General features: G+C 73.2%; 19 protein-coding genes. 9 read left to right on the forward strand and 10 right to left on the reverse strand.

The genetic code is table 11. The features are described 5' to 3' along the window. Positions 1–12: 12 nt before the first annotated feature. The 4 genes from ACZ6X9_RS32175 to ACZ6X9_RS32190 all read right to left on the reverse strand — a co-directional run bounded on the left by ACZ6X9_RS32175 (position 13) and on the right by ACZ6X9_RS32190 (position 6,545). The gene (locus tag ACZ6X9_RS32175; protein ID WP_469781566.1) at positions 13–1,176 is read right to left on the reverse strand and encodes a hypothetical protein; all 1,164 of its coding nucleotides are present in this window, start codon (positions 1,174–1,176) and stop codon (positions 13–15) included. A 460-nt stretch (positions 1,177–1,636) separates the two neighbouring features. Then, a complete protein-coding gene (locus ACZ6X9_RS32180) occupies positions 1,637–3,283 on the reverse strand; it encodes a helicase-associated domain-containing protein (protein WP_469781567.1) in 1,647 nt (548 codons plus the stop codon). Then, complete coding sequence (locus ACZ6X9_RS32185) at positions 3,175–3,783, reverse strand: hypothetical protein (RefSeq protein ID WP_469781568.1); 609 nt, start codon at positions 3,781–3,783, stop codon at positions 3,175–3,177. The genes ACZ6X9_RS32180 and ACZ6X9_RS32185 overlap by 109 nt, the downstream gene beginning before the upstream one ends. A gap of 122 nt (positions 3,784–3,905) precedes the next feature. Next, the gene (locus tag ACZ6X9_RS32190; RefSeq protein WP_469781569.1) at positions 3,906–6,545 is read right to left on the reverse strand and encodes a tetratricopeptide repeat protein; all 2,640 of its coding nucleotides are present in this window, start codon (positions 6,543–6,545) and stop codon (positions 3,906–3,908) included. Between the two features lie 92 nt (positions 6,546–6,637). Here ACZ6X9_RS32190 and ACZ6X9_RS32195 point away from each other — a divergent pair, with 92 nt between their 5' ends. Next, positions 6,638–6,835: a hypothetical protein gene (locus tag ACZ6X9_RS32195; RefSeq protein ID WP_469781570.1), complete on the forward strand. Its 198-nt coding sequence runs from the start codon at positions 6,638–6,640 to the stop codon at positions 6,833–6,835. Between the two features lie 322 nt (positions 6,836–7,157). On the opposite strand, the gene ACZ6X9_RS32200 is transcribed toward ACZ6X9_RS32195, so the two are convergent. From ACZ6X9_RS32200 to ACZ6X9_RS32210, 3 genes are all read right to left on the reverse strand, one after another. Continuing rightward, entirely contained in the window at positions 7,158–7,457 is a 300-nt protein-coding gene (locus tag ACZ6X9_RS32200) for a replication initiation protein, RepL2 (protein WP_469781571.1), read from the reverse strand. Further along, positions 7,454–7,927: a MarR family transcriptional regulator gene (locus ACZ6X9_RS32205; RefSeq protein WP_469781572.1), complete on the reverse strand. Its 474-nt coding sequence runs from the start codon at positions 7,925–7,927 to the stop codon at positions 7,454–7,456. Before ACZ6X9_RS32205 ends, ACZ6X9_RS32200 begins: the two co-directional genes overlap by 4 nt. A 610-nt stretch (positions 7,928–8,537) precedes the next feature. Next, positions 8,538–9,923, reverse strand: a complete 1,386-nt coding sequence (locus tag ACZ6X9_RS32210) for a transcriptional regulator (RefSeq protein ID WP_469781573.1) — start codon at positions 9,921–9,923, stop codon at positions 8,538–8,540. A 286-nt stretch (positions 9,924–10,209) separates the two neighbouring features. Here ACZ6X9_RS32210 and ACZ6X9_RS32215 point away from each other — a divergent pair, with 286 nt between their 5' ends. The 3 genes from ACZ6X9_RS32215 to ACZ6X9_RS32225 are packed head-to-tail and all read left to right on the forward strand — an operon-like array spanning position 10,210 to position 13,717. Next, a complete protein-coding gene (locus tag ACZ6X9_RS32215) occupies positions 10,210–10,899 on the forward strand; it encodes a PIG-L deacetylase family protein (protein ID WP_469781574.1) in 690 nt (229 codons plus the stop codon). Then, a complete protein-coding gene (locus ACZ6X9_RS32220) occupies positions 10,896–12,455 on the forward strand; it encodes a hypothetical protein (protein ID WP_469781575.1) in 1,560 nt (519 codons plus the stop codon). The genes ACZ6X9_RS32215 and ACZ6X9_RS32220 overlap by 4 nt, the downstream gene beginning before the upstream one ends. Continuing rightward, positions 12,452–13,717, forward strand: a complete 1,266-nt coding sequence (locus ACZ6X9_RS32225) for a glycosyltransferase (RefSeq protein WP_469781576.1) — start codon at positions 12,452–12,454, stop codon at positions 13,715–13,717. Before ACZ6X9_RS32220 ends, ACZ6X9_RS32225 begins: the two co-directional genes overlap by 4 nt. Here ACZ6X9_RS32225 and ACZ6X9_RS32230 read toward each other — a convergent pair. Then, the gene (locus ACZ6X9_RS32230; protein ID WP_469781577.1) at positions 13,704–14,723 is read right to left on the reverse strand and encodes a phosphotransferase enzyme family protein; all 1,020 of its coding nucleotides are present in this window, start codon (positions 14,721–14,723) and stop codon (positions 13,704–13,706) included. The two genes, ACZ6X9_RS32225 and ACZ6X9_RS32230, sit on opposite strands and share 14 nt — an antisense overlap. 89 nt (positions 14,724–14,812) lie before the next feature. On the opposite strand from ACZ6X9_RS32230, the gene ACZ6X9_RS32235 reads away from it, so the two are divergent. Genes ACZ6X9_RS32235 through ACZ6X9_RS32255 form a run of 5 tightly spaced genes read left to right on the forward strand, consistent with a single transcriptional unit; the run spans position 14,813 to position 18,189 of the window. Next, positions 14,813–15,472, forward strand: coding sequence for an AAA family ATPase (locus ACZ6X9_RS32235; RefSeq protein ID WP_469781578.1), 660 nt, complete (start codon positions 14,813–14,815; stop codon positions 15,470–15,472). Further along, a complete protein-coding gene (locus tag ACZ6X9_RS32240; protein ID WP_469781579.1) occupies positions 15,469–16,365 on the forward strand; it encodes a phosphotransferase in 897 nt (298 codons plus the stop codon). Before ACZ6X9_RS32235 ends, ACZ6X9_RS32240 begins: the two co-directional genes overlap by 4 nt. Then, on the forward strand, positions 16,362–16,994 hold the full coding sequence (locus ACZ6X9_RS32245) for a class I SAM-dependent methyltransferase (RefSeq protein WP_469781580.1): 633 nt from the start codon (positions 16,362–16,364) through the stop codon (positions 16,992–16,994). The genes ACZ6X9_RS32240 and ACZ6X9_RS32245 overlap by 4 nt, the downstream gene beginning before the upstream one ends. Before the next feature lie 29 nt (positions 16,995–17,023). Next, the gene (locus ACZ6X9_RS32250; protein WP_469781581.1) at positions 17,024–17,728 is read left to right on the forward strand and encodes an HAD family hydrolase; all 705 of its coding nucleotides are present in this window, start codon (positions 17,024–17,026) and stop codon (positions 17,726–17,728) included. Continuing rightward, the gene (locus tag ACZ6X9_RS32255; protein ID WP_469781582.1) at positions 17,725–18,189 is read left to right on the forward strand and encodes an NUDIX hydrolase; all 465 of its coding nucleotides are present in this window, start codon (positions 17,725–17,727) and stop codon (positions 18,187–18,189) included. Before ACZ6X9_RS32250 ends, ACZ6X9_RS32255 begins: the two co-directional genes overlap by 4 nt. Before the next feature lie 18 nt (positions 18,190–18,207). Here ACZ6X9_RS32255 and ACZ6X9_RS32260 read toward each other — a convergent pair whose 3' ends face one another. Next, on the reverse strand, positions 18,208–18,378 hold the full coding sequence (locus tag ACZ6X9_RS32260) for a hypothetical protein (protein ID WP_469781583.1): 171 nt from the start codon (positions 18,376–18,378) through the stop codon (positions 18,208–18,210). Between the two features lie 44 nt (positions 18,379–18,422). Beyond that, positions 18,423–18,821, reverse strand: coding sequence for a hypothetical protein (locus ACZ6X9_RS32265; RefSeq protein ID WP_469781584.1), 399 nt, complete (start codon positions 18,819–18,821; stop codon positions 18,423–18,425). Positions 18,822–18,835 lie beyond the last annotated feature (14 nt).

The raw sequence follows: 18,835 nt of genomic DNA on the forward strand, positions 1-18,835 counted from the left end.
CGCAGGGGCCCGCTACGGGGCACCGCCGCCGAGGCACTGGCGACGGCCGCCGCCCAACCCCCCACGCCCGCCGGCCCGAACGTCATCCCGCTTCGCAGGACCCCCGTGATCCTCACCGAACCCCGAGGGATGCAGCGCAGATCCCGTGACCGCTTTTGGGCTCACCTCGGCGGGACCTCCAAGAGCTTTGAGCATCCACGGCCGTACCGGTACGGGCACCCTGGTCCTCGCCTGGTACCCGTCGCGGACGCGCTGGCCAGAGAAGTTCTGGCCGGACCGGCGGGGGAAGCGCAACTGGAGCTCTCCCGCGCGGCCGTCCGTGCTGGTCAGGGTGAGCACGCACTGATCTGCGTGATGCTGGTGGCAGGTGCACCAGCGGTCCTGGAGTCTCAGGGGCATCCCCCAGTGCGGAGCTGTCAGCAGTTGGGCGAAGCGGTCGTGCTCACTGGGCATGGTCCGGGGCTCGTGAATGTAGTCGATGATCCACTGCTCGCCGCGGTCGGCGGGGTTGACCCAGGAGGTGGTGGACAGAGGCACTCCGACCGTGCGCCAGAGCCCGACCCGTCGCAGGAGCCCACTGGCCAGCCAGGCGGTGCTGGCGGTCTGCTCCGAGCGGGCCCTCAGCAGGGCTCCCCTGCCGCGGACGTAGGCGCGCTCTTCATCGCTCCAATAGGTCGGCGACTTCCGGTGGCACGAGACCCACTCGTACCGTCGGGCTTCCTCCTCCTCCGCTTTGAGGGCGGCCCTCCAGGCGTCGGGACGGATCCCGGTGATCTGTAGCTTCGCCGACGTGCCGAGCAGGATCATGGTGATGCCCTGGTCGGTGGGGGGCGAGAACCGGGCCCCGGGGATGCCGTGGATCTCTCCGTACTCGTCCGCGCGGGGCGGAAGGTCCTTGGCGAGCTCGCCGGCCATGTTGTCGCCCTCGAAGCGGATGGTGAGCTGGTCGCGTTGCGGATGCACGTACACGATGCCCCAGGGGCGGACCGGGTCGTTGGAGGGCCAGGCGATTTCGCGCAGAAGCCCTCGCTCCAGCAGTTCCTGCTGTGGCGAGGGACGGGGGATCAGGGGCTCGCGCCGGCGGGTGTCGCCCGCGATGCCGAGGGCCTTCTGGTACGGGAGGCCGGTGTAGAGGGCGAGCAGTTCGGCGTCGCGGGTCAGGGCGGTCTTCGCCATCAGGGCTCCTTGGCCACGCAGCCGTCCCGACTCCGGCGCGCGACAGGATCCACAAGGCGGTGGGGGGACTGCTGGCGCGGGCGGTACCCACTTCTGCCCTGTCCGCGCTCCTGGAGTCGGGGAAGCACCCGGGCACGGTCTCCTCGGGACCGGCAACCGGTAGGGTCGCGGAGCCCGACGGCCGTACGCTCTGCGACACGCCGGATCACTACGGCCAGATCCCCCGATCGGCGAGACCCGGCCCTCCCGGACGGAAGACCGCGTCGTCGGCCTCCTCGCCACGCAGGCCGCCCCGACCACCTCGAAGCCCTCCGGCAAATCCCCCAACTCGTCCTCGCCGACGACCCCGACGAAGCGCGTCGGGCCGTCGCGGCCTTCGCCGAGGAGATGTCCCGCTACGGCGAGGAGAATCTGGGTGAGGCTCTACCGGCCGTGACGCGCCCGGCCCGGCCCGGGATCGTCACCGTCGGCCCCCGGGCGTGGGCAGGGGCAGGACAAGCTGGAGGTCGCGTAGGGCCAGCGGCAGGGGGTGGCGGCCGCGGTCGTCCGTCAGCCGGCAGCCGTCCAGCCGCGGGGCGGCCACGGTGACGTAGGAGGACATCCCGCTGCCCGTCCGGTACTCGACGCGCACGCGGGTCCCGGCTCGGATCGCCTGAGCGAGCGCCACGCAGTCCCCGCGCCCCAGCATCGGCGCGGACTTGCCGATGTGGGCGGCCAGCGGCGGGGCGGCGGGGTCGTCGGTGTCCGGCGGCAGGTCGGCGAGCCACCGGTCGAAGCCCCGCGGCAGCCCGGGGCTTTGGCCGCGCGTCTGCCGGGGCAGCAGCGGCGGACCGTCGACCGCCGTTTCCCGGCTCGCCGGCGGCGAGGGCGGGCAGCCAGCCGGGACCGGGCCGGTGGGGGCGTAGCCGTGCTCGCGGAGCCGGTGCAGCACGGTGGCGGTGTCGGCGTCGGCGAGGAGGACGGTGGGGGCGACCTGGCGCAGGCCGAGGTCGCGGAGTTGGCGGTGGTGGGTGAGCTCGGCGGCCAGGGCGGGGTCGCGGACGTCGAGGACGGCGCCGGGCCGGGCGACGGTGATGTGGCCGTGGCGCTGGTGGGTGTCGCGGATGAGGTAGGTGACGGTCTGGGGGATGGGGGTGCTGGAGGAGTCCGTCAGCCGCTGGAGGACGTCGTCGGCCGTGGCGGTGGGGTGGGTGTCGAAGTAGGTGCGCACGCTGGTGGGCGAGATGCGCCAGGTGGGGGCGTGGGCGTCGCGGCCGGCTGTGTCGCACAGCTCGTCGAGGAAGGCGGCGAGGGCGGGGGTGGGGACGCCGGTGACGAGGACGAGGTGGTCGGCCAGGACGGCCGCGGTGTGCCGGAGCGGTAGCAGGGCCGTCGCCGCCTGCACCACCTCATTGCCGCCGGCCCCCTGGTGCAGGGCGCGGCCCAGGTCGGTGAGGGCGCCGTCGGCGGCCAGGGCGAGCAGGGTGGTTTCGCGCATGACCGCGGTGGTGACGGTGTCGGCCTCCAGGGCGGAGGTGCACCAGATGCTCATGTAGGAGTGGAAGGAGTCATCCGCGAGCGGCGGGTGGTGTCCGTAGGGGGCGAAGAGCAGCGGGGCGCGATCGTAGACGGCGGCGGTCAGGCGCTCGTCGAGCACGGCGCCGCAGCCGTCCGGCACGTCGGCGAGGACGCAGAGCACGGTGCGGCGGATCGGTCCGGCGTCGCGCACCGCGCCGCCGGCACTCAACGCCGGGGCCGCGCCCGGGCGGGTGCCGTCCGGAATCGCCACCAGCGGCAGGGCGGGCAGAGCGAGCAGGGCGCGGCCGAGGTCCGCCAGCCGCGCCGCCGGCTCGGCGCGGGCCCAGGCGGTCGCCGTCTCCGTGGTCGTCCAGCGGCCGTGGGGGGCGGCGATCAGGTCGAGCTCGGCGGCGAGGTGCAGCCACAGCCGGGCCTCGTCCTCGGGGACGTGCAGCAGGCGGCCCAGGCGGCGGACCTCCGCCACCGCGATCCCGCCCCGCTTCAGCGCCGGCCACCCCTCGGTGAACGCCTCCAGCAGCCGGTCGAGGCGGGCCAGGGCGGTGGCGGCCGCCGCCTGCCCCGCCGCCGCGCCCTCGTGCGCCGACCGCAAGCCGGGGGGGCGGGGCAGCCGGGCTCCAGCGGAGCATGGCGGGGCGGCAGAGCGCCGGCAGCGCCGTGGGAACGCAGGCCCAGCGGGGCCCGGAACAGGTCGAGGGCGGCCGGGTGGATGCGCAGCACCCCCAGGTCGTCGTCGGCCAGAACCAGGGCGCGCGCCGCGAGCCGGCCGAGGACCTCCTCGATGCGGGCGGCACTCACCCGGCTGCCCACGCCCAGCATGCTCTCCAAGGCGCCGCGCACGACGACGGCCGGGCCATAGCGGCCGGAGCGCTGGCCGGACAGGGCGACCGCGGCCTCCAGGAGCTGTACCTCGCCGCGGGTCAACGCCGCGGCGTCGACGCGCAGGACGGCCAGCAGCCGCACGGCGAGCTGGTGGAGAGTCCGGGGGCGGGGAGCGGCGTACGCGTGGGGGAAACGCCCCACGAACTCCGTCCGCTCCGCCGGGGACAACTTGGTCAGGCGGTCCCGCAGCAGCTCCACCATCGCGCCCATCACCCGCCGAATCCTGCCACCCGCCGACACCCCGCGCGGGCCGAACCGTGGCCAAGAGGGGGTGCCGTTAACGAGCAGCCGGCCAAGTGACAAGTAGCTCGGCATGATGCTCGGGCCTGCACTCACGGTGCGGCGGGGCGCCCGGACGCCCGTCCTGCGGGCGCCGACGGTTGCCATGGGGGGGTCGGCGTACCGTCCGGGTCCAGGCCGTTCGGCCAGAACTTGGTCAGCACCCGCGTCCCCTCCGACACGTTGGTTGGGGCGGTGCCGTTGCCCTGGTCGGCGGCCTGCCGGAGGTGGGTTTCGGCGCCCTGCCGGTCCCCGGCCTCCATCCGTAACTGGGCCAGCTTGATCAGGGCGTGGGTGTTGCCGTGGTCGGCTGCCTGCTGGAGGAGGGTTTCGGCGCCCTGCCGGTCCCCGGCCTCCATCCGTAACTGGGCCAGCTCGATCAGGGCCTCGATCCGGACGTCGGTGTTGCCGTGGTCGGCAGCCTGCTGGAGGAGGGTTTCGGCACCCTGCCGGTCCCCGGCCGCCTCCCGCATCCGCGCCAGCTCGAACAGGACGTCGGTGTTGCCACGGTCGGCTGCCTGCCGGTAGAGGGTTTCGGCACCCTGCGGGTCTCCGGCCGCCTCCCGCATCCGCGCCATCGCGATCTGGGCATTGGTGTTGCCGTGGTCGGCCGCCTGTCGGTAGAGGGTTTCGGCACCCTCCAGGTCCCCGACCGCATCCCGCATCCGCGCCAGCTCGACCGTGACGTAGATGTCGCCATGGTAAGCGGCTGCCTGCCGGTAGAGGGTTTCGGCGCCTTCTCGGTCCCCGGCCGTCTCCCGCATCCGCACCAGGTCGATCAGGGCGTAGGTGTCGCCGCGATCGGCTGCCTGCCGGTAGAGGGTTTCAGCGCCCTCCCGATCCCCGGCCTCCTCCCGCATGGCCGCCAGCTCGTATGCCGCGTGGGTGTTGCCGTGGTCGACAACCTGCCGGAGGAGGGTTTCGGCGCCTTCTCGGTCCCCGGCCGCCTCCCGCACCTTCGCCAGCTCGAACAGGACATCGGTGTCGCCGTGGTCGACTGCCTGTCGGAGGAAGGTTTCGGCGCCTTCTCGGTCCCCGGCCGTCTCCCGCACCCTCGCCAGGTCGATCAGGGCGTGGGTGTTGCCGCGATCGGCTGCCTGCCGGTAGAGGGTTTCAGCGCCCTCCCGATCCCCGGCCTCCTCCCGCGCGCACGCCAGCTCGACTAGGGCGTCAGTGTTGCCGTGGTCGGCGGCGCGGAGTCGGAGATGGTAGGCCCACTGCTGGCGATGCCGGCTCGCGGCGGCGTGGGCAAGGTTGGCGAGGTCGTCGGGGCGGGTGAGGTGGGTGTGAGCGGCGTGCCAGAAGGAGGCGGGCGGGCACAGGTGGCTGCGGGTGGTATTGCCGTGCTGTTCGAGGTAGTCGGCCAGCCGGAATACCGGCCCCGTCGGGTGGGAGGGGGCGGCCGGTGGTGGGCTTCCGGGCGGGCGCCGTTTTGGGCGGGGGACAGCGCGGCGCAGGGGGGCCTGCTTGCCGTGCACGAGGTGGGCGAGTTCGGCGAACGCTTGTTCCGCCCAGTCGTCGGTCAACTGGTCGTAGTCGGCGTCGGTGAGGTAGTCGACCGCGGCGTCGGTGAGGAAGGCCTGCGCAAGGTGCAGGCCGACGCCGAGACGGCGCGCATCCATCGCCGCCTCCACAATGGCCCTGGCAGCCGGGGTGCCGTGCTGGTAGCGGTGCAGGAGTTCGGGGGCGCCGGCGAGATCCTGGGTGAGGCGTCCGTCGGCGCGGGTGCGGGTGAGGGCATCGGCCAGAAGCCGGTCACCACCCTCGGCGAGGGCGTCCGCGGCCGCCAGGGCACGAGCGTCGAAGGCGTCGGGGACGCTCACGGTGCGCCCGGTGAGCAGTTCCCTGACCTGGCTGTGCGGATCTGGTCCACCCGGGGCGGGCAAGGCGGTGTACCGGGTGGCGTACTCGGGCCACAGGGTGCCCAGCACCAGGACAGGTCCGCGCGCGGGCTGAATGAGCAGATGGTGCACGGCGGCCGCTATCCGTTCGCCGGCCCTGGGGTCGCCGAGGTAGTGCTGGGCCTCGTTCAGCCACACCACCGTGCGCGGGCCGACCCGGTGCAGAGCCTCCAGTGCGGCCTCTGCCCGGGTCGGGTCGAAAGGGTGCCATAGCCGCCACCCCTGCTTCGCCAGCGGCTGCACGGCCTCCCAGCACGCCCGCGTCTTTCCCGTCGAGGAGGTGCCGACCAGCACCACCATCCGGCTGCGGCCGCCCCCGGCCTCCCGTACCGCATCGGCCAGAACCCGGTCGTGCGCACGCAGCACATAGCCGGGCAGCACCCGCTGCTCCGGCGAGCCGGAACCGGGTCCGCCCGGGGCGGGACCGGCCGGGTGGACCTCCAAAATGTGCGGCTCCCACTCACCGATCGGCCTGCCCGGCCCTCCACCGGACTCCGCAGCCGAGATCGAAGTCGTCGCTGCGGACCGGCGCAGCTCCAGCAGTTCGTCTTCCGGCAGTTTCAGCGCGCGGGCCAACGCCGCCACCGTCCGGTCGGAGGGCACCGGCCCGTCGGCCTGGAACGCCTCTGACACGGTCGTCCGCCCCAGCCCCGCCCTGCGGGCGAGCTGCGTCTTGTCCAGCCCCCACCTGGCCAGCCCGCCCTCCAGCCTCCTGCGCAGCTCCGTCAGTGCCGGACTGGGGTCGTTCTGCTGGTCGTGCACGTGCTCCCCCCGGGGTCGTGATGTGTTCACCGGTGTTCATCTTCGACCCGGCACACCCCGGCGTACACCGATTCCGCGACCTTCGACCACGTCAACGTTCCACCCTCTGCAGGGAGTCTGCCGTGAACGTCACCGTCGCCCTCCTGACCACCGCCATAGTGATCGTCGTCGCTCTGATGGCTGCCGCCGGCGCGGCCAAGCTCGCCCGCCTGGACGGCGCCTCCTACCCCGCCGCTCTCACCCGCGCTGCCACTGCCTTCGCCGCGGTCATTACCCTCGCCACCGCCGTGACCACAGCCCTCGCTGCTGCGTTCACCTGAACCAACCCGCGCAGGCTACCGGCGGGTTACTTGTCACTTGGTCGGCTGCTCGTTAACGGCACCCCAAGAGAGCGGGTAGGGGCAAGCAGGTTGACGGGTACGCCGACCTCTCTAGAGTCACCTCTTAAGAGGTGACTTACTAAAACGGCCGTTTTGGTGAGTGGCCGGGAAATAGGAAAGCGGCCGGGCATCGCCCGGCCGCTGCCATCGCCTACCTGTGGTCGTCCGCGCGCGGACGAGGAGGCGGCTCACCGTCCGCAAGAGGCTGGCGTCCGGCTCCAGCGCATCAACCAGTTACTGAGGCTGCTCTCGTGGCGCCCGGTCAGGCCGAGCGCAGCGGGATGACCCGACGCTCGCCGGTGGCGCGCTCACCCAGGCGGTAGACCGAGATGTTGCCGTACCGCTCCACTTCTTCGAGCCATCCGGCCTCGACGAGGTCCTTGCGCACCCGGGAGAACAGCGTCGGAGTCCAGCCGAGCTCTCCGGCGAGGCGGGCGGCGGTCTGCTGGACTCCGCCGCTGGGGAGCTTGGGCGCCAGGGCGTAGAGCTGGAGCAGGAGCCGCTGGTTGGGCTTGAGCCCCTTGGACGTACGCAGCACCGTCAGTGCCGTCTGGTCGCTCATGCGAGGTCCCCCTTCACAGGCTGGGTCGAGTATCCCGCAAGCCCGGGGATGTCCGGCGGGTTGTAGGAGCGGATGGCGTTGCGCTGGCCCACCGCGTCTTCCTGGCTCGCGAAGTAGGGGCTGACCCGGTAAAAGCGCTGGCGGCCGAAGGTCTCGGCGACGAGCAGCAGGCGGCGCTTGTTCAACTTGCGGACGAACCGGCCAAGGGCGTCCGGGCTGGTGTGCAGCCTCTTGGCGATCTCCCCTGTGGACTTCATGATCGGCATACCCGGAGCCGGGGCCGCGCCGACGTACCACAGGAAGACCCGGAACTCGCGGTCCGTCAGGCCGCCTTTCTCCGGAGGGATCGCGGCGAGCGCTTCGAGCCGTTCGTTGTCCACGGTGCTGTAGCGGCCGATGTAGCCGAAGCGTGCGCGAGGCCGGGGGTCATCGCCATCGTGGAAGTCCGGCTGCCGTGCAGAGCGCGCCATGTCTCTCCGGTCCCTCGTCGACATGTCCCATGAGTACATGCGAACCGTACCGCGAAGCAGCATGCCTGAACTCCCGCGACATGTACTTCCAGTACATGCTTGCTGGTCCAGCGAGCCGTATATCCGGACTCCAGGAACCGGATAAGCGGACTCCTCGATCCCCATGTCCGATTCTGAGATCTGTATCCGATCACCCAAATTCGCAGGTCAGAGGCCAGTTCTGCTCGGCCCTCTCTTGTCGGTGTCCAGGAGGCGGAGATCAAGCTCACCCGGCATCAGCATCCGTCACGATCCAACCCCGGACCGGCGTGTCACCCAACACCTACTCCGCAACCCCGTCACGACCTCACGACCTTCGCCACAGAACGGAAGGCCCGACGTCGGGGGGCCGGAGTACTGCGTGCGGAGGTACGGAAGCCGTCCGGCCGGCCTCACCCCCCACCGGACACCAGCCCACGGTCCGGCCAGGCGACCCACCCACTGCCAGCAGCCACGCCTTGCGGGTTCCGCGTCACGGCCGGCCCCACCACTCCCAGCACCGTTGCCATCACCCATGCCCACCGGCGCCAGCCCGCCCAGACCACGCGAGCGCTAGCTACCAGCTCTGTGGTCATGCAGTGGCGGCTCGGATGCGCTGGCGTGTCTCCGTGGCCGTCCTGGCCCCGGTGGCGGCGAGTTCGGTGTCAAGCTCGCGCAGGCGGTCGGTGACGCGGGTGGAGTTCACCCGGCCCAGCAGGTGGAGGGCTGTGGCCGTGGTGTGGTCGGCTGCTTCGAGTTGTCCGGCCTGGACCTGGGCCCGGGCGAGCGCGATGTGGTCGAAGGCCCGGCTGCGCATCCGCTCGGCGGGGCGTTGCGCGGTGCCTGCCTCGATGAGTTCGATGGCCCGGGTGGCGTGGCGGTCGTCGTGGGTGGCGGCGATGGACTGGCAGACCCCGGCGGTGACTTGGTATTCGGCGTCGTCGAACCAGGCGGCCCAGCTAGGGGCGGGCTCGCCTCGGTCGGCGGCCAGCGCGTCGTCGGCGATGCCGAGGGCCCGGGCGGATTCGGGGAGGTGGCCGAGGACGGCGTGGCAGCGGGCTTCGAGTGTGCACAGGAAGGCGCGGAGGCGTCCGGGTGGGAGTTTGCGGGTGCCGTACTGCGCGGCTTGGACGAGTTCGAGGGCATCTTCGGCACGGCCGAGGTGGTTGGCTTGCCGGCTGAGGCAGTTGAGGAGATGTCCGGCGATTCCGGCGCCGGTGGGACCGGCTTGTTTGGCGGCTTGGAGGCCGAGGAGGAAGTAGTGCTGTGCCTCGGCGTGGCGGCCGACATCGTGGGTCATCCAGCCGGCGACGGAGGCGAGGTCGGCGATGGCGGCGAACAGGGCGCGTCCGACGTCGTCGGAGATGCGGCCGTTGGTGGCCAGGAGGGTGACGTCGTGGAGCTGGCCGACGACGGCGCGGCGGGAGAGGCCGCCGCCGTGGGTGCTGTCGAGGGTGCGGAAGGCGTCGGTGGCCGCCTCGATGGCCTTGACGTCGGTCATGCCGATGCGGCCGGGGCGGATCGGGTCGGGCAGGGGCTCGTCGGGCAGGTGGAGCCAGGGCTGGACGGCGCCGATCAGTTGGGAGCCGGTCAGCAGGGGGACGGCGGGCGGGGCACTGTCGTCGGTCAAGGTGTCGCTCCGGGCGGTGTCGATGATGGCTGCGACGACGGCGTCGGCCTTCCATGACGCGGTGGGGCCGAGAGCCGGCGTGCCGCGCAGTCCGATGTCGGCCAGGGTCAGGGGCCGGGCCAGGCGGCAGAGGCGGGTGAGGGCTTCGGCCAGGAATGCGGGGACGGGATCCCGGGGGTGCTCGCCTTTGGTGATCCACCTGCGGACGCGGGAACGGTCCGGCCGGACGTTGTGGTGGCCGTGAGCGCGGGCCACTTTGATGACTTCGGCGGCCACCGTCTCGTAGGTAGCGCCGCAGACGCGCACCCAGTGCTCCAGGGCTACGTTGCAGCGTTCCGGTCCGGTCACCAGGGGCCCCTTCGGTCAAGGGTGCATGGCTGTCGCAGGACGATGGCGCGTCCGTCAGCGTACCGCCGGGGGTACGGGCAGCCCGAGCCCTGCGGGCACTTCGCCACAGTTCGCCACAGCGCGCCCCACCCTGTACGCCCGGACTTCGCCCGCATCCGCTCCGCGGCGGGCCGTCGCTTCGCCCTGGGGGTTGGGTGTGTCCTCTCCCCGGGCCGCGTCACCGGCCCGTTCACATGGCCCGCCCTTACCGCCTCTGGGCGGTGGGCGCCGAGAGTTCGGAGGGTCCATGTCCATCCTGATCTTTGCTCCCCACCCGGACGATGAAGTGCTGGGCTGCGGCGGCAGCATCGCCGGCCACACGAGTGCCGGTCGCACCGTGCGGGTGGTGTTCCTCAGCTCCGGCGAGCACGGCGTTCCTGACCGGCAGGGCCAGGACGCGGCTGCGATCCGGGAGCAGGAGGCCGAGCAAGCCGCCGCCGTCCTGGGGGTGTCGCAGGAGAGCGTGCGCTTCCTGCGGCTGCCGGACGGCGGGTTCGCCCCCGCCCGGGCCGACCAGTTCCACGCCGTGCTGAAGGTACTCCGTGAGCTGCGGCCGGCGGTGGTCTACCTGCCGCACCGCGGCGACGGATCGTTCGATCACCGTCAGGCTCACCGGCTGGTGTGGCGGGGGCTGGAGATGTCCGCCAGCCGCAACTATCCCGAGCTGGGGGCGCCGCACTGGGTGCCGGTGGTGCTGGGTTACGAGGTGTGGCAGCCGCTCGCCCGCCCGTCCCTGCTGGTGGACATCGACGCGTTCGCGGAGCGCAAGGAACAGGCGCTGGCCTGCTACGGGTCACAGGACAAGGGTGCGGGGCAGGCCGATCACACGGTCGCCGGCGCGCTGGCGATGGCCCGGTGGCGGGGAGCTGCGACGGTCGGCGGCTGCCGGGAGGCGTTCGCGGTGGAGCGGATCTCGGCGTCGGCGGTGGCGTGGTGACCGCCGAGCGAGCACGCGTGGGCGCGGCCGTGGGCTGGGTCGGTGCCGCGGCGGTGACGGTTCGGGGCGTGGGCGGTGCCGTGCGGATGGCGGAGTCGCTGGCCTGGCTCTCCGCGGCCGAGCCCCGCCCGCAGACCGTCGTCGAGAATGTGTCCGCGGTGCGGTTCGCGCTCGTGCTCCCTCTGCTGCGGGAGCAGGCGGTCATCGAGGAGTCGGTGGCGTACTTCGAGAAGGTGCTCACCGCGTGGCCCGGGTCGGTGCTGCTGGTCGTGACCACCGCGCGGGAGGACGCCGAGCGGGCCGAAGCCGGGCGGCGCGTCGATGCGCTGGCACAGGCAGTCGCCGACGGGGCGGCGCCGGCTCAGGTGGCCGCGCGGTTCGCCGGGGTGTTGCCGCGCGAGCATCTCACGGCTCTGGCCGAGGAGCTCTCCGGGCAACCGTACGGCGCGTGCCGGGAGAAGGCGGGCCGGGCGTTCTCCGCATTGCCGATGACCGCTGAGCTGGCCGAGAAGCTGTGCGGTCAGGCGCGGGCGCGTGGCGCGGACGTGCGGCACCTGCACTACCCGCACCCCGAGGGGGCCATGGCTCACCAGGTCAACTACGCCGCCCAGCAGCTCCTGCACGGCGTGGCGCCGGGTGAGCGGGGGCGGTGGTGGATCGGGTTGTACAACGCCGACTCCCGCCCCCACCCCGACACGCTCGCCGCGGTCGCGGCCCGTGCCGCTGACCCGAAGGCGCGGATCGTGCAGCAGTCCGCCCTCTTCACCGGCTCCCTGGCGAGCCTGCCGCCAGGCCCCGGCGGGGCGGTGGCCGCGGGAGCGGCGTTGATGCAGTCGCGATGGACGCTCGCGCGGGAGATTCCTCGTCTGCGCCGCCAGGCCGCCGCCGCGCGCGCCGGGGCCCGGCCACACCTGGGGCACTGCGTCGGGCACGGTCTGTTCGTCCGCGGCGACCAGTGGGCGGCGTGGGACGGGCTGCCGGTCGAGACGATGAACGAGGACCTCGCGGCCGGCTTCCTCGCCTCCACGGCGGGGGTGCCGATCGACCCGCTACCGGTGCTGGAGGTCGGGGACTCCCCCACCAGCCCCCGAGCCCTGGTGGCCCAGCAGTCGCAATGGTTCTGGTCCTACGTCCAGTACCCCGCCATGGGCCGCCTCGCTGCCGAGCGGGGTCTGGGCACACGGTCAGTGCGGTGGCGGCTCGCGGCGGCCGGGGTGGGGCGGGGGGTGCTGTGGCTGGGGCAGTCCCCGGCGGTGGCCGCCACGCTCGCGTTGCCGCTGCTGCACCGCCGGGCCGGCGGCTCGGTCCGCTCCTGCGTCCTCGCCGCGCTCGTCTCCACCGCCGCCGTCGGCGCCTACGTGGTGCTCCCGGCCCGTCTGCTGGCCACCCGTGGCCAGGCCGAGGGAGAGGCTGACAGCAGCGCGTGGCGGCGGGCGACGGCCGGGGCCCTGCCGGCGGCGATGCTGTTCTCCGCCGGCCCCTGGCACTGCCTCGCCCGTGCCGCGTACTGCCGCCTGAGCGGACGCCAGGCCCGACACGGCAAGACCGAGCGGTGAACGCGGTGAGCGGCGACCTGGACGAGGTGGTGGCGGCACTGCGCGCGGAGGAACCGCTGCTGACGGACGTGCTGCGCGCAGCCCCGTCCGCGCTGGGCCCGGTGTCCGCGGTGCTGGCCACCTACAACCGGTGTCCCTTCGACCCCGACGGCTCCCAGGGCGGCGACAACCCGCTGGTGTGGGCGCTGGATTCACTGCGGACCCAGGCCGGGAGCGCGCTGGCGGAGATCGTCGTGGTGGACGACGGGTCCACCGACCACACCACCGCCATCCTCACCACGTACGAGCGGCGGCTCGACGGGGTGCCGGTGCGGGCGGTGTGGCTGGGCGGGCATGCCGGGTCGGCGGCCGCCCGGACGGCCGGGGCACGGGCGGCCCGGCACCGGTGGCTGCTGTACGCGGACGACGACTGCGTGATGCCGCCGCTGTGGGCCGCCGGTGCGAGCGCCACCCTGGCCGCCGTCCGCCGCCGGGACGAGAGGGCGGCGGCGCTGATGCTGCCGGTGTACTACCGCGCCCTCACCCCGGCCGAGACCGCACCGGCGCCTGCCGTCGGGCGACTGGACGTCGAGCGGGCACGGTTCTCGACCCGGTTCCATTGCTGGCCCGACACCCACCTGCCGCCCCGGCGCCTGCCCGGTACCGGCGGGCTGCTGGCCCCGCTGCGCGTGCACTTGGTCGGCGGCATGCTCCTGCTCGACCGCGACGCGCTCCTCGCGGTCGGCGGGTGGGCGGACCAGAGCGCCTGGGCCACCTCGTACGCGGACCAGATGACCCTCTCGGCCGACCTCACCGACGCCGGGCACTCCCTGTACTTCACCCCGGACGTGCGGCTGGGCTCTCCCCACCTGAAGTTCGGCGCCGTCGGCCGCTACCCGGACCGGGAGCGCGACCGGCCGGTGCCCGGCTGCGGCCGGCCCCTGGGGGAGCTGGTCGACATCTCCGCCGTCCCGCGGACCGCGACCGGCTGCCGCACCAGCCCGGCGGTGTTCTTCGAGGAGGAGACCGGCGCCCTGTTCGCCTTCTTCGCTTCCCGCAGCCCGCGCGGCGCCGCGGCGTGGGCCCGGCGCACGCACAACGAGTTCGTGGTGCAGGGCATCGTCCACTCCCGGTCGGTGGCCGCCCGGCCGCCGCTGGAGGAGCGGCGGCGGCTCTGGCGCCGGGGCATTGCCCGTGGCGCGGCCGCCGCCGGGGAAAGAGGCTGGGAGATCGCTGCCCGGGCAGTGGCCGCCGTCGGCGAGGAACCACTCAGCCCCGCGTGAGGGCTTCCGTGACTTCCTGACGGTTGCGGCACCACCAGCCGATCAGCGCCGAGGCAGCCGTGAACAGGTGGTCACAGCCGCTGTCGCCCTTGTCGTAGTGGACCTTGAGCTGCCACACGTCGCAGATGCGCTCCCACCGCAGCCGCTCGGCCGCCTCTGCCAACGCGGCCGCAGGCAGGCCGCTGGCCTTGCGGTAGCCGGCAGCGAACGCACTCACCAGCGGGAGGTCGAGCCCGTCCTCGCCCCCACTTCCGAACATCAGCGGAAGCGTCACGGTGCGCACGACCTCGTCGGCGTAGGCGCGGACGCCGAGGCGGTCCCAGTCCAGCACAGCGCTTACCGCGGACCCCTGCCAGAGGAGGTTCAGATCATGGAAGTCGCCATGGCACCAACCGGCCGGTCCCCGCTCGCCGCCATCCGGACACCGTCCGGCCCAAGCGGCCAGCAGCTTCTCGCGCTCGGCGAGCGCCTGCTCCACCACGCGATCGAAGGTGCCGTTTCCTGCGGCGGCCTTCCGGCGGTAGTCGGCGATCCGGACGGCCGCCTTCTGCGGGGCAGTGACGGTCACCGGCACGGTGTGAGGTGCGGGCGGCATGGTGGTGGCCAGCTCGGCGTGCAGCTCGGCCAGCAGGACCCCCACCGAGGCCGCCTGAAACACATCCCAGGAACGCGCGGGCACCATCTCCCCCGGAGCCCAGGGGGTGAGTGCGTACGGGCGGCCGCCGACGACCGCGAGGGTGTCTCCGTCGGGGGTGGACAGGGGGGCCGGCACCGGCAGGTCGGCGTCGGCCAGAGCCCGCGTCGCGGCGTGCTGCCGGCGAGCTGCGTCCGGGCCGACGTCCAGGACCTCCTTCAGCGCATACCGAGCCCCGTCGACAGTGCGGACATCCCAGTTGCGGTTCATCAGCCCCTCGGGGACCGCCCGTACCGCTTCCGGGGCGGGCAGGCCGAACGCAGCCAGCACCGTGCTGCACAGCCGCACATCCGCTTCGTCCGCGCTTTCCATGCCCGTTCCTCTCACGGCTTTCGCCCGTCCCGGTTCTCCCCGGAGTGCCCGAGGGTAGCGAGCGCACCCGAGATCACGGAGGCGTTCCGGTGAAGCATCCCCCGAACGCGCACACCGCCCTGATCGGGCAGATGCAGGTGGCGGTCGAGGGCCTGTGCGGGGCCGGGAAGACCAGCTTGGCCGGCCCGCTCGCGAGGGCCCTGGGCGCGCACGTGGTGCCCGAGTACGCCGATCTCGCCCCGCTGCCCCCGTGGCCACCATCTGATGCCGCGGCCGCCCGCGCCGGGCTGGATCATCTGGCCGCCGTCGAGCAGGCCCGGCAGGGCGCAGCCGCCACCCACTCGGTGGTGGTCTTCGACCGGTGCCCGCTCTCGCTGGCCGCGCACGAAGCCGCGATGCGCGCCATCGGCGTCCCCGCGGACCTCACCTACGCGGCTCGTCTGTTCGCCGGGCTGCGGCCGCCGGACGCCGTGCTGCACCTGTCCGTCCCCGAACCCCTCGCCCGGGCCCGGCTGCACGCCCGCGGCTCCCTCCCGGCTCACCTGGTCGCCCCGGCCGCACGAGCGGCGATGGCCCGCTACTACGCCCGGGCACTGGCCCACCTGCCCGGCCGGGTGCTGCACCTGGACGGCACCAGCGCGCCGTCCGTGCTCCTCGACCAAGCGCTCGACTTCCTTCGCTGTCTGCCGCCGGGTCCGCCCGGCGATTGGCCGCTGCCCGTACCCGCCACCGAAGGGAGCACCCCGTGACGAGCGTGTTCGTCGCCCCGGCCGTCGAGGAGGCCGTCGCCGCCGCCCGCGCCTGCCTCCCCCGCTTCACCCCCGCCGGCGCGCCGCTGGCCACCGAGACCTCCCTGCTGGTCCCCGGTACCGTCGACGACCGGCCCGCCTTCGCCAAGGTCCCGGTCGACCGCCGCCCGTTCTGGCTCAGCCGGGCCCGCCACGAGATCGCCGTCTACCGCGCCCTGCGATCGGCCCGGCCACCGGTGACGATGCCCGAGCTCCTCGGCGCCGACCACCAGGCCCCTGTCCTGGTGATCTCTCGCCTGCCCGGACAGCCTCTCGCCCCCGAGCGGTACCCGCGCGCACCGTTGCCGACGGGCGCCCTCGATGCCCTGCTGGCCTCGCTGGAAGCGGTGCATCACTGGCGGCCGCGCGGCGCGTGGGCGGACGACAGCGACTACCCCAGCCAGCTCGCCGCCCTCGGCCTGCTCACGTCCCAGCAGTTCGACACCGCACGGCGTGCCTTCGACCGCGCCCGCCGGCACCTGCCGCTGCGGCTCGAATTCGGGGACGGGCACCCCGCCAACGCCCTCACCCCACCCGGAGGCGGGCCGCTCTCTCTGGTCGATCTGGAGTTCCTCGCCCTGCGCCTGCCCGGCTACGACCACGCCGTGCTGTGGGTCCTCCTCGGCGAGCACCCGGCCAACCGGCAGGCCCTCACCACCGCCGTTCCCGCCAGGCCCTCGTATCAGGCGGCCTTCTGGCTCGCCGCCACCCTCACCAGCGCCCGCGAACTGCGCTCCCACCAACGCTGGGCCCCCACCCCCGCCCGCCGCGACCGCATCCCCCGCCTGCAAGCCGACCTCCACCGCGCCCTCGATCAGCTCACCACCCTCACCATGAACGGAGCACGGCGATGACACAGCCCGCCCTCTGCCTGCCCGCCGAGCCGGTCTCGGACTTCTACGGCTACGACCGCGGCACCCCCGTCGACCGCCACTTCATCGACCGCTTCCTCGCCCGCCACGCGCACCTCATCCGCGGCCACGCCGCCGAGGTCAAGGACGACACCTATCTGCGCACCTACGGCACCGGCGTGGCGACCACCACGGTCATCGACATCGACACCGCCAACACCCGCGCCACCCTGCACGCCGACCTCACCGTCCCCCACTCCCTGCCGCCCGCCGCCTTCGACGCGATCGTGCTCACCCACACCCTCCAGCTCCTCGCCTCACCGCAGGCCGCGCTGGACAACTGCCACCGTGCACTCGCCCCGGGCGGCACGCTGCTGCTGACCACCCCCACCGTCGGCCGACTCTCCAAGACCACCCCCGACAGCGACCTCTGGCGCCTTACCCCTCCCGGCCTCACCCGACTGCTCTCCCGCTGGAACGGCGAGGTCACCGTCACCGGCCACGGCAACCTCACCGCTTGCCAGGCCATGCTCCTCGGCCTGGCCGCCGAAGAGCTCCCCGCCGGGGCCCTCGAACGCGACGACCCCGCCTACCCGCTGCTCGCGTGCGCCGTCGCCACCAAACCCCGCTGAACACTCCTCGCCAGGAAGGACACAGCACCATGGCTCTCACCGGGTTATCCCGACCGCAGATCCGGCACGCGGCCGTCGTCTTCGACTGCGACGGACTCCTGGTCAACACCCAAGGCGCTTGGGACCGCGCCTACGAAACCCTCGCCGCCCGCTACGGTCAGCGCCTGAAGCCCGCCGACCGCCGCGGCCTCGTCGGCCTCCAGCTCATCCCCCTCGGCCACCGCCTCGCCGAGCTCCTCGATCACCCCGCCCAGCCGCACGTCCTGGGCCAGCATCTGTACGACCTCGTCCAGACCAACCTCGGCGACGGCCACGCCCCCATGCCCGGCGCCGTCGACCTCGTCCACACCCTCGCCGGCACCCGACCCCTCGCCGTCGCCTCCAACACCCCCGCCCCCATCGTCCGTGCCTACCTCGAACCACACTTCGACCTCGGCGCCTTCGACACGATCCTGGGCAGCGACACTGCCACCCACCCCAAACCCGCCCCCGACGTCTACCTCGACGCCTGCGCCACGCTCGACATCGACCCCAGGCAAGCCGTCGCACTGGAAGACTCACCGACCGGGGCCACCGCCGCCCTCGCCGCCGGCATGACCCTCATCGCCGTCCCCTCCGCACCCGACCTCAGCTTCGACGCCCACCTCCACGTCCCCAGCCTCACGGCCCAAGCGCTCTGGGAGTACCTGGGCATCCGCTCCACGAACGCCGAACCGGCCACACTGACCCCATGACCACCCCACCCCTCCGCCAGGCCGCCCGTGTCATCGCACTCGACGAGAAGGACCGCGTTCTTCTCCTCCGCTATGAGGAAGGCGGGGGGTTTTGGGCGACGCCCGGCGGATCGCTGGAGGAGGGCGAGGACCACGAGACCGCCCTCCGACGGGAGATGTACGAGGAGCTCGGCGTCGTCGACGCCGAGCTCGGCCCGCAGGTCGCCGAACGCAGCCAAGAGCATGATGTCGGAGGAGGGGCCGTCCGCCAGGTTGAGCGGTACTACCTCGCTCGCCTCGCTGCCAGCGCGGTGGACCTCACCCGGGCCGCCCAGCCCGACACCATCCGGGCCCTGTGCTGGTGGACCGTCGACGAGCTGCGCACGACCGGTGAGACCGTCTACCCCGGCCGGCTCGATGACCTGATCGCCGGGCTCTTGGCCGACGGCACCCCCCAAAAGCCCATCGCCCTCGCCAACTAACCAACCCAGTTCACCGGCTTATCCCCTGACCGGCGGAACGGCGTTCGGCGGGCGTAGCGGCTCTGTACGGGCCTGCCCGATGAGCCGCTCCCACTCGCGGAAGGCCTGCTCTCGCTGCTTCTCCTGCGCGATGGCCGCCCGGACCGCGCGCAGTACCTCGGCCGCATCCATGGCGTTCGTCGAGTCCATACCGAGGCAACGACCTCGGCCCTCCGGGGTTCCGCCGCTCTTCGTCATCCCTGTGGGGGCTGAGCGCCGTGTCCGAGGCGGCGCCGGCGGCCCCCAGGCAGTACCGCTTCGCCCGCGGAGGACGGCGGCTGCATGCGCTGGCGTAGGGCGGCGGTAGCGGCCGGGACGGGTGCGAGGAGGCGGGCGGCGGGAGGATCGACAGCGGCCAGCGCGGCCGCGAGGGTGTCGATGGCGTCGAGGACGTCCTCGACGGCGGCCGCGCTCCAGCCGGACGGAGCGACCGCGTCGGCAAGGGCGCACGCCGCTTCGGCGGCGGCGTCGGCGAGCTCGTCGACACCGGGCGCCGCGCGGTCCGCGAGCGGGAGGGCCGGGACGTCTGTCGCAGCCGTCAGAGGCTGGAACCCGCGGCCGAGGGCCCGCCCGCGAGGGTGTGCTGTGGTCACGGAAGCAGTCTGCC

Source organism: Streptomyces sp. NPDC052910, from assembly GCF_055585605.1.

Coding starts and splice junctions, on each gene's coding strand:
- ACZ6X9_RS32175 (WP_469781566.1), bottom strand. CDS start 1,176: ATGGCGAAGACCGCCCTGACCCGCGACGCCGAACTGCTCGCCCTCTAC.
- ACZ6X9_RS32185 (WP_469781568.1), bottom strand. CDS start 3,783: ATGGGCGCGATGGTGGAGCTGCTGCGGGACCGCCTGACCAAGTTGTCC.
- ACZ6X9_RS32200 (WP_469781571.1), bottom strand. CDS start 7,457: ATGAGCGACCAGACGGCACTGACGGTGCTGCGTACGTCCAAGGGGCTC.
- ACZ6X9_RS32205 (WP_469781572.1), bottom strand. CDS start 7,927: ATGGCGCGCTCTGCACGGCAGCCGGACTTCCACGATGGCGATGACCCC.
- ACZ6X9_RS32215 (WP_469781574.1), top strand. CDS start 10,210: ATGTCCATCCTGATCTTTGCTCCCCACCCGGACGATGAAGTGCTGGGC.
- ACZ6X9_RS32230 (WP_469781577.1), bottom strand. CDS start 14,723: ATGGAAAGCGCGGACGAAGCGGATGTGCGGCTGTGCAGCACGGTGCTG.
- ACZ6X9_RS32245 (WP_469781580.1), top strand. CDS start 16,362: ATGACACAGCCCGCCCTCTGCCTGCCCGCCGAGCCGGTCTCGGACTTC.
- ACZ6X9_RS32250 (WP_469781581.1), top strand. CDS start 17,024: ATGGCTCTCACCGGGTTATCCCGACCGCAGATCCGGCACGCGGCCGTC.
- ACZ6X9_RS32255 (WP_469781582.1), top strand. CDS start 17,725: ATGACCACCCCACCCCTCCGCCAGGCCGCCCGTGTCATCGCACTCGAC.
- ACZ6X9_RS32260 (WP_469781583.1), bottom strand. CDS start 18,378: ATGGACTCGACGAACGCCATGGATGCGGCCGAGGTACTGCGCGCGGTC.